12 protein-coding genes are annotated in these 12,681 nt (G+C 72.4%); 9 read left to right on the forward strand and 3 right to left on the reverse strand.

Features of this window, described 5'->3' with window-relative positions:
- Positions 1-699 carry an ABC transporter permease gene (locus tag AB0958_RS21215; protein ID WP_366891995.1) on the forward strand — a complete coding sequence of 233 codons (699 nt, stop codon included), beginning with the start codon at positions 1-3 and terminating at the stop codon, positions 697-699.
- An 11-nt stretch (positions 700-710) separates the two neighbouring features.
- Positions 711-1,640 carry an ABC transporter substrate-binding protein gene (locus tag AB0958_RS21220; RefSeq protein WP_366891996.1) on the forward strand — a complete coding sequence of 310 codons (930 nt, stop codon included), beginning with the start codon at positions 711-713 and terminating at the stop codon, positions 1,638-1,640.
- Positions 1,641-1,757: 117 nt separating this feature from the next.
- Here the strand turns inward: AB0958_RS21220 and AB0958_RS21225 are convergent, their stop codons facing one another.
- Positions 1,758-2,402 (reverse strand): ScbR family autoregulator-binding transcription factor, encoded by a 645-nt coding sequence (locus AB0958_RS21225; protein WP_366891997.1) that lies wholly within the window; start codon positions 2,400-2,402, stop codon positions 1,758-1,760.
- A 364-nt stretch (positions 2,403-2,766) separates the two neighbouring features.
- Here AB0958_RS21225 and AB0958_RS21230 point away from each other — a divergent pair, with 364 nt between their 5' ends.
- The 5 genes from AB0958_RS21230 (at position 2,767) to AB0958_RS21250 (ending at position 7,831) form a co-directional block, all read left to right on the forward strand.
- The gene (locus AB0958_RS21230; protein ID WP_366891998.1) at positions 2,767-3,654 is read left to right on the forward strand and encodes an AfsR/SARP family transcriptional regulator; all 888 of its coding nucleotides are present in this window, start codon (positions 2,767-2,769) and stop codon (positions 3,652-3,654) included.
- Positions 3,655-3,996: 342 nt separating this feature from the next.
- Positions 3,997-5,469 carry an MFS transporter gene (locus tag AB0958_RS21235; RefSeq protein ID WP_366891999.1) on the forward strand — a complete coding sequence of 491 codons (1,473 nt, stop codon included), beginning with the start codon at positions 3,997-3,999 and terminating at the stop codon, positions 5,467-5,469.
- Positions 5,470-5,530: 61 nt separating this feature from the next.
- Complete coding sequence (locus AB0958_RS21240) at positions 5,531-6,631, forward strand: Gfo/Idh/MocA family oxidoreductase (RefSeq protein WP_366892000.1); 1,101 nt, start codon at positions 5,531-5,533, stop codon at positions 6,629-6,631.
- 116 nt (positions 6,632-6,747) lie between these two features.
- Positions 6,748-7,350 carry a carbonic anhydrase gene (locus tag AB0958_RS21245; protein ID WP_366892001.1) on the forward strand — a complete coding sequence of 201 codons (603 nt, stop codon included), beginning with the start codon at positions 6,748-6,750 and terminating at the stop codon, positions 7,348-7,350.
- Positions 7,351-7,423: 73 nt separating this feature from the next.
- The gene (locus tag AB0958_RS21250; RefSeq protein ID WP_366892002.1) at positions 7,424-7,831 is read left to right on the forward strand and encodes a hypothetical protein; all 408 of its coding nucleotides are present in this window, start codon (positions 7,424-7,426) and stop codon (positions 7,829-7,831) included.
- Between the two features lie 29 nt (positions 7,832-7,860).
- On the opposite strand, the gene AB0958_RS21255 is transcribed toward AB0958_RS21250, so the two are convergent.
- Entirely contained in the window at positions 7,861-8,622 is a 762-nt protein-coding gene (locus AB0958_RS21255) for an SDR family oxidoreductase (protein ID WP_366892003.1), read from the reverse strand.
- A 146-nt stretch (positions 8,623-8,768) separates the two neighbouring features.
- Here AB0958_RS21255 and AB0958_RS21260 point away from each other — a divergent pair, with 146 nt between their 5' ends.
- A complete protein-coding gene (locus AB0958_RS21260; RefSeq protein WP_366892004.1) occupies positions 8,769-9,626 on the forward strand; it encodes a helix-turn-helix transcriptional regulator in 858 nt (285 codons plus the stop codon).
- A 333-nt stretch (positions 9,627-9,959) separates the two neighbouring features.
- Here AB0958_RS21260 and AB0958_RS21265 read toward each other — a convergent pair whose 3' ends face one another.
- Complete coding sequence (locus tag AB0958_RS21265) at positions 9,960-11,351, reverse strand: cystathionine beta-synthase (protein ID WP_366892005.1); 1,392 nt, start codon at positions 11,349-11,351, stop codon at positions 9,960-9,962.
- A gap of 148 nt (positions 11,352-11,499) precedes the next feature.
- Between AB0958_RS21265 and AB0958_RS21270 the strand changes: the two genes are divergently transcribed.
- The gene (locus AB0958_RS21270; RefSeq protein ID WP_366892006.1) at positions 11,500-12,561 is read left to right on the forward strand and encodes an SGNH/GDSL hydrolase family protein; all 1,062 of its coding nucleotides are present in this window, start codon (positions 11,500-11,502) and stop codon (positions 12,559-12,561) included.
- The last annotated feature ends 120 nt before the right edge of the window (positions 12,562-12,681 follow it).

The raw sequence follows: 12,681 nt of genomic DNA on the forward strand, positions 1-12,681 counted from the left end.
ATGTTCGAACTCTTCAAGAACCTCGGCGCCTGGCTGACCAGCGGCGCCCAGTGGGCCGGCCAGGACGGCATCGCGCACCGCCTCGCCGAGCACCTCCAGTACTCGCTGCTCGCCACCCTGATCGCCGCCGCGATCGGCCTCCCGGTCGGACTGCTGATCGGGCACACCGGCAAGGGCGCGTTCGTCGCCATCAACCTGGCGTCCTTCGGGCGCGCGCTGCCGACCGTCGGCCTGGTCGTCCTGGTCTTCCTGGCGGGCGGCCTGTCCATGCTGCCGGTGTACGTGGCGCTGGTGGCCCTCGCGGTCCCGGCGATCGTCACCAACACCTACGCCGGGATGACGGCCGTCGACCCGGACGTCCGCGACGCCGCCCGCGGCCAGGGCATGCGCGGCCACCAGGTTCTCCGCCAGGTCGAGTTGCCCCTGGCCCTCCCCCTCATCATGACCGGCCTGCGGCTCGCGCTGATCCAGGTCGTCGCCACCGCCACCATCGCCGCGTACGTCTCCTTCGGCGGCCTCGGCCGCTACGTCTTCGACGGACTCGCCCAGCGCGACCTCGTGCAGGTGCTGGGCGGCGCGGTGCTGGTCGCGGTCGTCGCCGTCGTCCTCGACCTGCTTCTGAGCACCCTCCAGCGCTTCCTCTTCCTCCCCCACGCTCGAACAGACTCGCGTGGGGGCACCCCCACCCGCACCGCCTAGGGAACCCGAAGATGAACCGTCGTACCCTCCTCGGTGGCCTGTTCGCCGCCGGATCCGTCACCGCCCTCTCCGCCTGCTCCAGCGGCATCACCTCGCTGAACGAGAGCAGCGGCTCGACCGCCGGCGGCGGTTCCAGCAAGGGCGGGATCACCATCGGCACCGCCAACTTCACCGAGAACCAGGTGCTCGGCTACCTCTACGCGGCCGCGCTCCGGAAGGCGGGCGTGAAGGTGAAGGTCCGCCCGAACCTCGGCACCCGGGAGATCGTGATCCCCGCGCTCCGGGCCGGTGACATCGACCTGCTGCCCGAGTACCAGGGCGCCCTGCTCAACTACCTGGCCCCGAAGGACGACTCGTCCGAGCCCGGCACCATGCAGAACGCGCTCACGCTCGCGCTGCCGGCCGGGCTCCAGGTACTGCCCTACGGCCAGGCCGCCGACTCCGACTGCTTCGTGGTCACCCGGGCGACCGCGCGGAAGTACGGCCTGACCTCCCTCGCCGACCTCGCCCGGCAGAACGGGAAGCTGGTCATCGGGGCCGCGCCCGAGGTGAAGAAGCGCCGGGTGGGCGCGGTCGGGCTACAGGAGGTGTACGGCGTCGAGTTCAAGGAATTCAAGTCGCTCGACTCGGACGGCCCGCTGGTCAAGGGCGCACTCAAGAAGGGCGACGTGGACGTGGCGAACCTGTTCACCACCGACACCGACATCGCGGCCAACGGCTGGGTGGTGCTGACCGACCCGAAGAACCTGATCCCCAGCCAGCACATCGTGCCGCTGATCGCCGACCGCAAGGCCGACGACACCGTCCGCAAGGCCCTCGCCCGGCTCGGCACCCTCCTCACCACCGACCAGCTCACCCGGCTCAACAGCCAGGTAGACAACGACAAGAAGGACCCGGAGGACGTGGCGAACGCCTACGCCAGACAACACGGCCTGGCCTGACGACAGGGTATGGCCCGAGGCCAGGGCCGGGGGCCGACCGCGGAGGCGGCACGGCAGATCGCTGAGCTGTTGACCGTCCTGCTCGGCGCGTTCGCCCCCGTGGGCCGGTCGGCCTTCCTACTCGCCCGCCGCCGAGGGCTGTCCGGCGACATGGGGACTGCCTTCGGGGTGGAAGCGGCCCAGCCTGCGCGGCGGCACGATGCCGGGCAGCAGCAACTGCCACATCAGGGTCGTCCGCTCGGGCAGGTCCTTGCGCCCGCACAGCACCTGGGAGCTGAGCTGGAGCCCGGTCCAGGAGCCGACGATCAGTGCGGCCAGCCGCTCGCAGTCGATGTCGGCCTTGACGTCACCGCGCTGCTGGGCCTCGGCCAGGCACTTCCGGAAGACCTCGATCCACTTCGTGTACGGCTCGCTGACGATGCCGGTCTTGGAACTCTGGTCGGTCACCAGCCGGATGCCCGCGCGCACCTGGACGTTCTCCACCAGCTGCCGCGCCATGCGGTGCAGTATGTCGATGACGGACTGCACACCCGGACCGCCGGCGTCCGCGGCCGAGTCCAGGACGGAGAACTGCTCGTCGATGAGGACCTGGGCCAGCTCCTCCTTCGAGGTGAAGTGGAAGTAGAGGGCCCCCTTCGTCACCCCGGACTCTTTGACGATGTCGCCGAGGGTGGTGCCGTGGTACCCCTCCGCGTCGAAGGCGCGCGCGGCGCCTTCCAGGATGGCGGCACGGGTGACCTCCGCGCGTTCCTGCCTGGCCATGGATGCAACCCCTTCGCTGTGACCGGAGCTGTCGCCGCGCCATCCTCCCCTCGGGCAGATCGCGGCCGGCTCCTGGCCGTAATTCTGCCCGCTCTCCACAAAAAAACCAACTAACTGGTACCTTTCTCCGCGCCTTTCCTCAGGGGCGGAAGGGAACATTCCGTGCAAGAAGTCGCCGAGAACCCGCCGAGCGGGGGCTCGCGAATGCGCAACCTGAAGCGCTCTGAGCTGCACGAATCCGCCTCCGAACACCCCTTCCGCAACAGACAGTCCACCTTGACAAACAGGTCAGGTGGTTTTTTACTGTGCGAGTACGTCGCGGAAGCAGTCTCAAGCGCCGCGCCAACCGGGGGTGTGGTTCATCGTGCGATTCAACCTGCTCGGCCCTTTGGAAGCCGTGTCCGACGACACTCCGGTGGGGCTCGGCGGATTCAACCAGCGGGCCATTGCCGGATTTCTGCTGCTGCGCGCCAACGAGACCGTGCCGACCAGCAAACTCATTCACGCGTTATGGGGCTACGACCCACCCGCGACCTCGCGAAAAATGGTGCAGAACGCGGTGTCAGGACTGCGCAGGACCATCGAGAGGCATGCGCGGCCCGACGGTTCCGTGCGGCTCGTCACCGCCACGCCCGGGTACCGTCTCACCGTCGCCGAGGGGCATCTGGACCTCTGGCGGTTCCGCCACCAGGTGGACCGCGGCCGTACCGAACTGGCGGCGGGCGCCCAGGAGTCGGGCCTCGCGAAGCTGCGCTCGGCGCTGTCCATGTGGCGCGGGCCGGCCCTCGCCGATCTCGTCGAGTCAGGGATCGCGTGGCCGGAGCTCAAGGCGGTCGCGGGGCTGCGCCTGAGCGTCTTCGAGGACTACGCCCAGGAAGTGCTCCGGCGCGGCGGGCACCACGAGATCCTCGGCGAGCTGGAGGAACTGACGGCGGCGGAGCCCACGGGCGAGCGGTTGTGCGGACTGCTGATGACGGCGCTGTACCGGTGCGGGCGCCAGCACGACGCGCTCGCCGCGTACCAGCGCACCCGGGCCGCGCTGCTGGACGGCTTCGGCCTCGACCCCGGCCACGAACTGCGGGCGCTGGAAGCCGCCGTCCTCAACCAGGATCCCGCGCTCACCCCCGAGTCCGAGCCGTACGGGAAACCCACGGCTCGCCGCACGGCAGGCGTCGGCCGCTGTGAACACCGCCGCGGCGGCCTGCTGACCACCCGGACATGGGCACCGGCCCACCGCCGACGCCACCCGTAGCGCCCGGACTCTGCCGGCTCGGACGTCACCACCGCGCTGGCCGACGACGACATGGCCCACCTCGTGGGAGCCGCGCGCGGTGCGCGGCCGCAGCGCCCCGTCCAGCAACGCGCCGCCCCCGTGCCCACGCCGAAGTGCACCAGGTCGCGGTCGTCGGCGAGGGGCACCCGCGCGCCGGGCGGCAGCCCACCCGCTGCCCCCAAGGCGATTACCGCGCGGTTGCCGGGCGGTGGCCGGGTGCGTGGCGTACTTGAGCCGCGCACGGTCGCGAGAGGCACGCGCCCGCGGCGCGCCTTGAAGAGCAAGCCCGCGCCCGCGCAGTGACGACGAAAGAAGTGAGTGATGCCCCCCTCGACAGCACTGGGCCGTTCACGCGGCCTCGCGCTCAGCATCCTCTGCGCGATGCAGTTGATGATCATCCTTGACGGGACGATCGTCACCGTCGCCCTTCCGACCATCCAGAACGGGCTCGGCTTCTCCCAGAGCGGCCTGTCCTGGGTGGTGAACTCCTACCTCATCGCCTTCGCCGGGCTGCTGCTGCTGTCCGGCCGGCTCGGCGACCTGATCGGCACCAAGAAGGTGTTCCTGAGCGGCCTGACCGTCTTCACCGTGGCGTCCCTGCTGTGCGGTCTGGCGAACACCTCGGAGCTGCTCGTCGCGGGCCGCTTCCTCCAGGGTGTGGGCGCCGCGCTGGCCTCGGCCGTGGTCCTGGGGATGATCGTCGGCCTGTACCCGGAGCCGGGCGACCAGGCCAGGGCGATGGGCATCTACAGCTTCGTCTCGGCCGGCGGCGCCTCGGTCGGCCTGATCGCCGGCGGTGTCATCACCGACGCGCTCGGCTGGCACTGGGTGTTCCTGATCAACCTGCCGATCGGCGTCGTCGCCCTCGTCCTCGGCCTGCGCGAGCCGGCCGCCCAGCCGGGCATCGGGCTGGGCGCGGGCGCCGACGCGATCGGCGCGGTCCTGGTGACGGCCGGTCTGTCGCTGGGTGTCCTCACCATCTCGCAGATCTCCGAGAACCGGTTCAGCGGCGGCGAGCTGGCGCTGTACGGGGCGGTGGCGGTGGCGCTGCTCGGGGCGTTCGTGTGGCGGCAGGCCACGGCGGGGCGTCCGCTGCTGGCGCTGCGGATCTTCCGCAGCAGGGAGATCGCCGGCGCCAACCTGGCGGTGGTCCTGGTGTTCGCGGCCGGATTCGGCTTCCAGTTCCTGAACGCGCTGTACCTGCAGCGGGTGCTGGGCTTCGACTCGCTGCGGACCGGTCTGGCGTTCCTGCCGGCGCCGGTGGTGATCGGCACCATGTCGCTGTTCTTCACGGCGAAGCTCACCGGGCGCTTCGGCACCCGGCGGGTGCTGCTGACCGGTCTGCTGTTCCTCGGCGGTGGCCTGCTGCTGCTGAGCAGGGCACCCGTGGACGGCGACTACTGGGTGGACGTGGCCCCCACACTCGTCATCCAGGGCTTCGGCATGGGTCTGACCGTGCCGTCGGTCATCATGCGCGCCATGTCCGGCGCCGCCCCGCAGGACGCGGGTCCGGCCTCCGGTCTGAACAACACGGCGCAGCAGGCGGGTGCCGCGGTGGGTCTCGCGGTCCTCGCGACCCTCGCCACCTCGCACAGCAACTCGCTGCTGCACCAGGGCCGTCCGCGGGTGGAGGCGCTGCGGGACGGCTACGGTCTGGCGTTCGTGTTCGCCGCCGGGTTCGTGTTCCTGGCCTGGTGCGTGACCTTCTTCGTACTCAGGGACCCCGAGGAGGCGGCCCCCGCCGGGGCACCGGCCGCCGCGGCCGACCCCGCGACGGCGAACGCCCCTGTCTGACAGCACCGCAACCGGCCTGATCCACCGAGCCCGATCCACTTACTACGAAAGAGGTTGCACCGTGGCGGACAGGATCCGAGTGGGAGTCGTCGGCGCGCACGCCGAACGCGGCTGGGCCCGGGGCATCCACCTGCCGGCGCTGACGGCGCTGGACGACTTCGAGATCGTCGCCGTCGCCGGCACCAGCGGCGGTTCCGCGCAGGCGGCGGCCGCGGTCTGGGGCGCCGGGCGGGCCTACGACGACGCCCACGCCCTGCTGGCCGACCCGGACGTCGAGCTGGTCACCGTCGCCGTGCAACTGCCGCGCCGAGACGGCCTGGTGGAGGCCGCGATCGAGACGGGCAAGCACGTCTACTGCGAATGGCCGCTGGCCCGGGACGCGGCGACCGCCGAGCGCTTCGAGGCGAAGGCGCGGGCCGCCGGGGTGCGGCACGCGGTGGGGCTGCAGAGCAGGCACCACCCGGCGGTACGGCTGCTGCGTGACCTGCTGGCGCAGGGGCTGATCGGCGAGGTGCTGTCGGCGTCGCTGCTGTACTCGCTGAGCACCCCGGAGGTGTGGTCGACGCGGTACGCGGCCCTGTTCGACCGGACACAGGGCGTCAACCACGTGGCGGTGGTCGGCGGGCACTCGCTGGACATGTTCCAGTACGCCGTCGGGGAGTTCGCCGAGGTCTCCGCGACGCTCACCACCCGGATCGACCGGGTGACGATGGCGGAGACGGGCGAGCGCATCGAGGTCACCTCGCCGGACCAGATCGTGGTCGGCGGCCTGCTGCGCTCGGGCGCCGCGGCGTCGGCGCACTTCATGACGGGCGGTCCGCGCGGTGACGGCTTCCGTATCGAGGTGCACGGCCGGGCCGGCCGGCTGGTCCTGGTCTCCTCGGACGACTCGCTGGTCGGCCCCCGGTTCACGCTGACCCACGCCACGGAGAACGGCACGCCCGCGGTCGAGGTACCGGTGCCGGACGCCTACCGGCCGCTGCTGCCCGGGCCGCCCTCGGCGGTGAGCAACGTGGCCCAGGTGTACAGCGACCTCGCCGCGGCGATCCGTACGGGCGACGCGTCCGGCCCTGACTTCACCACCGGGGTCCGCACCCACCGCCTCCTGGACGCGATCAGGTCGACGGCGGAACACGGCCACCGCGAAACCCTCGCCCCCTGACGCCGGGTATCGCGCGGTCGATGATACGGCCAAGGATCGTTAAATAGGAACAGAGAGTAACGTTTCCGCCGCGTACAGTGATGACGCTCGACAGGCACCCCACCTGAGGAAGCGTCATGGCCTCGAACCCCCGGGCCCTACCGGCGGCCACCGCCGTCGGCGCGCCGGCCGCCGCCCGCTGCTCGACCAGCGCCGCCCTCGACGAACTGCTGGAGGGCAACCGGCGCTACGCCACCGGCCGCGCGCGCCGCGGTCGGATCTCCGCCCAGCGGCCCTTCGCCGTCGTCCTGGACTGCATCGACTCCGGGATCCTGCCCGAGCTGGTCTTCGACCAGGACCTCGGCGACCTGCTGTGCATAAGGACGGCCGGGCAGGTGCTGGACGAGGCGGTGCTCGGCTCCATCCAGTACGCGGTGGCCGAACTGCGCGTCCCGCTGGTCGTGGTCCTCGGCCACGAGGGGTGCGGGGCGGTCGCCGCCACCCTCGGCCGGCTCCGCACCGGGGCGCCCGTCCCCGGCCACCTGCACCTCCTCGTCGAGGAGATCGCCCCGGCCGCCCGCCGCACCAGGGCGCTGCCCGGGGACTGGGCCGCCCACACCGTGCGGGCCCACGCGGTGTGGGTGCGGGACGCGATCAGGGCGGACTCGGCGTTCGCGGGGGTGTCGGTGGTCGCGGCGCGGTTCGACCCGGCCTGCGGCCTCGTGTCGCTGCTGCCCTGAGGGGCGGACCCCCGGTGCGATGCGGGGGCTTGCCCCAGTGCGCCCGGCGTTCCGGCTGCCTACCGTGGGCCCCATGACGGACGCGCGTGACACCGATCTGAAGAAGGACCTCGCCGCCACCCTGCACGCCCGCGGGGACCTGGGGCCGGAGTACGAGTCGGAGCTGGTCGACTCCTTCCTGGAGAAGATCGACAGCCGGATCGACGGCGCGGTGGAGCGCCGGCTGCGCAGGGGCCTGGCCGAGCAGCAGATGCAGGCGGCCCGCGGGGCCCGGCGGTCCCGGGGCACCGACTCCTGGGGCGAGCGGTTCGGCTTCGGGATCGTCTCGCTGGTGCTGGCGATCCCGCTGTCCGCGATCGGCGGCGCGTTCGCGGGCATGACCGGCCTGATCGCCGCCTGGGTCGGCATCGTCGGTGTCAACCTGGCCCAGGCGGTCCGCCTCAACCCCGGCCTGTTCCGCGGCCCCGGCCGCGAGGACTGAGCCGGCACTCCCGGTCGTACCGGGCCCGGTCAGGCCTGACGGGTCGGCAGGACGACGACCTGGCTCAGGTTGACGTGCCGGGGCCGGCTGGTCACGTAGCCCACCAGGTCGGCGAGGTCCGCGACGGCCAGCGAGCCCATCTGCGCCAGCATGCCGTCGACCTGCGCACGCCCCTCGGCCGACCCGATGTGGTCGGCCAGTTCGGTCTCCGTGAGGCCCGGCTCGACGTTGGTGACCCGCACGTCACGCGGCCCGAACTCGGCGCGCAGCGCCTGCGAGAGCTGGGTGACGGCGGCCTTGGTGGCGCTGTACACGGCGTAGGTGGGGAAGACGAGGTGCGCGCCGATGGACGAGATGTTGACGAGGTCGGCGGTACCGCCCCGCGCGGCGGCCGCCACCAGGTCCCCGGTGAAGGCCCGCAGCACCCGCAGCACGCCGGTCACATTGGTGTCGATCATGCGCTGCCACTCGTCGAGGCGGCCGTCGTCGACCGGGTGCGGCAGCATCACACCGGCGTTGTTGACGACGAGGTCCACGGTGCCGAAGGCCTCGTGGACGGCGTCCGCCGCCCCCTGCACGGAGGCGTCGTCGGTGACGTCGGCGGTCACGGCGAGGGCCTCGCCGCCGGCCGCCCGGATCTTCGCCACCACCGTCTCCAGCCGGTCGGCGCGGCGGGCGAGCAGCGCCACCCGGGCGCCCTCCTCGGCGAGCCGCAGGGCCACGGCCTCCCCGATCCCGCTGGCGGCCCCGGTGACGACGGCGGTACGGCCGGACAGGCTGTCGTACGACATGAGGTGCTCCCTGGTCGGTGCCGCCGGGTCGGTCCCGGTGGCGTGTCTCCACCCTCGACCGGCCCGGCGGCCCTACCCAGGGCGACGCTTTTCCTGGGTCCACCAGTACCAGGTTGGGCGGCGGCCGCTCCCCTACGATCGACCCCATGGACGGGGACCTCGGAGACTTCCTGCGCTCGCGCCGCGCCCGCATCCGGCCCGAGGAGGTGGGGCTGCCCTCGTACGGGCGGCGCCGCGTACCGGGGCTGCGCCGCGAGGAGGTGGCGCAGCTGGCGGGGGTGAGCGTCGACTACTACATCCGGCTGGAGCAGGGGCGGGGGATTGGGGGCACCTCCCGGACGAAGTCCGGGGGAGTCTCCGACGCCGTGCTGGACGCGGTCGCGCGGGTGCTGCGGCTGGACGAGACCGAGCACGCGTATCTGCGTACGGTGGCCCGCCCGCAGCCGGGCAGGGGTGCCCGACGCCCCTCGGCGCCGCGGGTGCGGCCCGGGGTGCAGTTGCTGCTGGACGCCATGGAGCGGTCCCCGGCGTTCGTGCTGGGCCGCCGGATGGAGGTGCTGGCCTGGAACGCGCTCGCCGACGCGCTGCTCGGTTTCGGCGCGCTGGACCCGGCCGCCCGCAGCATGCCCCGGATGGTCTTCCTGGACCCGGCCGCGGCCGACCTCTACCCCGAGTGGGCGGCGATCGCCGCGCAGACCGTCGCCAACCTGCGCATCAGCGCGGGCCTGCACCCCGACGATCCCGCCCTGACCGCCCTGGTCGGCGAACTCTCCGTCAAGAGCGCGGACTTCCGCAGGCTGTGGGCGGACCACGAGGTCAAGGCGTGCGCGTACGGCGTGAAACGCGTCCGGCACCCGGTGGCGGGGCTGCTCACGCTGCCCTACGAGACCCTGACGGTGCCCGAGGACCCGGACCAGACGCTCGTCGCGTACACACCGGAGCCGGGTTCCGAGACGGCGGAGCGGCTGGCGCTGCTCGGCAGTTGGCGGGCGACGGCGGGCTGAGGCCGCCGGGAGGTTTGTGCGCGGGGACCGCCGCACCCCCTTGACGGGGGGCGGGACGACGGCGGTCCCCGCGAGGGACGCTGACCGGGTCAGGGCCGGGTCTCACGTCCGGCGTCCATGGAGGTCCGGGAGCCGCTCCGGAGGTCCTTGGACGTTCGGCGCCGGCTGGGGCGGGGAGCCGCTCCCGCCCTGCCGACACCCACTAATGTGCCGGACCCGTGTTAAGCGTGTGCTGCGTGTACGTGACACGCTCGTACCACTTCCGCGAAGTCCACCACCTCGCCGGGGAAACGGGAAGTCCCGCCAGTTCACGGGCCGTTCACCGCGGGTTCGCTACTGCTTGCCGCCCTTGGCGAGGAACGCCAGCAGGTCCTGCCGGCTGACCACGCCGGTGGGCTTGCCCTCGACGAGGACGATCGCCGCGTCCGCCGAGCCCAGCACCGTCATCAGGTCCCCGACCGGCTCACCGGAGCCGACCTGCGGCAGCGGGGCGCACATGTGCTTCTCCAGCGGGTCCTCCAGGGAGGCACGCTTGCTGAACAGCGCGTCCAGCAGCTCCCGTTCGACGACCGAGCCGACGACCTCGGCGGCCATCACGTCCGGGTGCCCGGCGCCCGGCTTGACGACGGGCATCTGCGACACGCCGTACTCGCGCAGCACCTCGATGGCCTGGCCGACGGTCTCCTCGGGGTGCATGTGGACCAGGGAGGGGATGGCGCCCGCCACCTTGTCGCTGAGCACGTCGCCGACGCGGGCGCTGGGGCCCTCGTCCTCCAGGAAGCCGTAGTCGGCCATCCACTCGTCGTTGAAGATCTTGCTGAGGTAGCCGCGGCCGCTGTCCGGGAGCAGTACGACGACCACGTCGTCCGGGCCGAGCCGCTCGGCCACCCGCAGCGCGGCCACGACCGCCATCCCGCAGGAGCCGCCGACCAGCAGGCCCTCCTCCTTCGCGAGGCGCCGGGTCATCTGGAAGGAGTCCTTGTCGGACACGGCGACGATCTCGTCGGCGACGGTCCGGTCGTAGGCGGTGGGCCAGAAGTCCTCACCGACGCCCTCGACGAGGTACGGCCGTCCCGAGCCGCCGGAGTACACGGAGCCCTCCGGGTCCGCGCCGATCACCTGGACGCGTCCTTCGCTGGCGTCCTTCAGGTAGCGCCCGGTGCCGGAGATGGTGCCGCCGGTGCCGACGCCCGCGACGAAATGGGTGATCTTCCCCTCGGTCTGCTCCCACAGCTCGGGGCCGGTCGAGTGATAGTGCGAGAGGGGGTTGTTGGGGTTGGAGTACTGGTCCGGCTTCCAGGCGCCCGGCGTCTCGCGGACCAGCCGGTCGGAGACGTTGTAGTACGAGTCCGGGTGCTCGGGGTCGACGGCGGTCGGGCAGACCACGACCTCGGCGCCGTACGCGCGCAGCACGTTGATCTTGTCGGTGCTCACCTTGTCGGGGCACACGAAGATGCACTTGTACCCCTTCTGCTGGGCCACGATCGCCAGCCCCACCCCGGTGTTTCCGCTGGTCGGCTCGACGATGGTGCCGCCCGGCCGCAGCTCCCCGCTCTTCTCGGCGGCCTCGATCATCCGCAGCGCGATGCGGTCCTTCACGGATCCGCCCGGGTTGAAGTACTCGACCTTGGCGAGCACGGTGGCCGAGATGCCCTGGGTGACGCTGTTGAGCCTCACGAGCGGGGTGTTGCCGACGAGGCTGATCATCGAGTCGTGGTATTGCACCGTTGTCTCCGGTCGCTTGCACAAAAGTGGTCCTGGTGGTGCGGCCAGCCTACGGGGCATGCCGGAGGTTCACTCCCTGTTGAGATTGGCGGACGGGCGGTACGGGGCAAGGAGTGGATGTACGGCAACGAGGAGGTGGCGGCGACGCATGACGAACATGTCGAGGGCACGGGTGGCCCGGCGGATCGCGGCCGGTGCGGCGTACGGCGGTGGCGGGATCGGGCTGGTCGGTGCGGCCGCGGTGGGACTGGTGCTGGCCGAGGTGCGGATGGCCCAGGCGGCGGTGCACAACGGCCACAGCGGTGGCCGGGTGCCGACCGCCGACGGCCGGTACGGCCTCGGATACGACGCCGCCGGTGAGCCGCCGCTGCGGCTGACCATGCTGGGTGACTCCACGGCGGCGGGCCAGGGGGTGCACCGGGCCGCCCAGACACCGGGCGCCCTGCTGGCGTCGGGCCTGGCGGCCGTCGCGGAACGCCCCGTCGACCTCACCAACGTGGCGCTGCCCGGCGCCCAGTCCGACGACCTCGACCGCCAGGTGGCGCTGGTCCTGGCCGCCGGCTCGCCGGTCCCCGACGTCTGCGTGATCATGATCGGTGCGAACGACGTCACCCGTCGCATGCCGCCCACCCGCTCGGTCCGGCACCTGTCGGCGGCGGTCCGCCGGCTGCGCACGGCCGGCGCCGAGGTGGTGGTCGGCACCTGTCCCGACCTCGGCACGATCGAGCCGGTACGGCAGCCGCTGCGCTGGCTGGCCCGGCGGGCCTCCCGGCAGCTGGCGGCGGCCCAGACGATCGGCGCGGTGGAGCAGGGCGGCCGCACGGTGTCGCTCGGCGACCTGCTGGGCCCCGAGTTCGCGGCGAACCCGCGCGAGCTGTTCGGCCCCGACAACTACCACCCCTCCGCGGAGGGCTACGCCACGGCGGCGATGGCCGTGCTGCCCACCGTCTGCGCGGCCCTCGGCCTGTGGCCGGCGGAGGAGGAACGCCCCGACGTCACCCGCCGCGAGGGCTTCCTCCCGGTGGCCCGTGCCGCGGCGGAGGCGGCGGCCGAGCCCGGCACGGAGGTCACCGCGGCCATGCCGACGGGTCCGCGCGGCCCCTGGGCCCTGCTCAAGCGACGCCGCCGCCACCAGGTCGACGAGCCGCCCACCCTCCCGCCCGACCCGGCCTCCGAGGAGACGACATCGAGGGCGGGGAGCACCGACTAGGGCCCTTCTGATGGATCTCCGTGGGAGAAGGAGCGGCGTTCGGTGCGTGCGATCGGCGTGCGGGGTGGCGGGTCATGTGGCGGAGCCACCTGGCCCGCCACCCCGTGCGTCGAGCGTGCG

This window comes from Streptomyces sp. NPDC006655 (assembly GCF_040703965.1).
GTDB lineage: Bacteria > Actinomycetota > Actinomycetes > Streptomycetales > Streptomycetaceae > Streptomyces.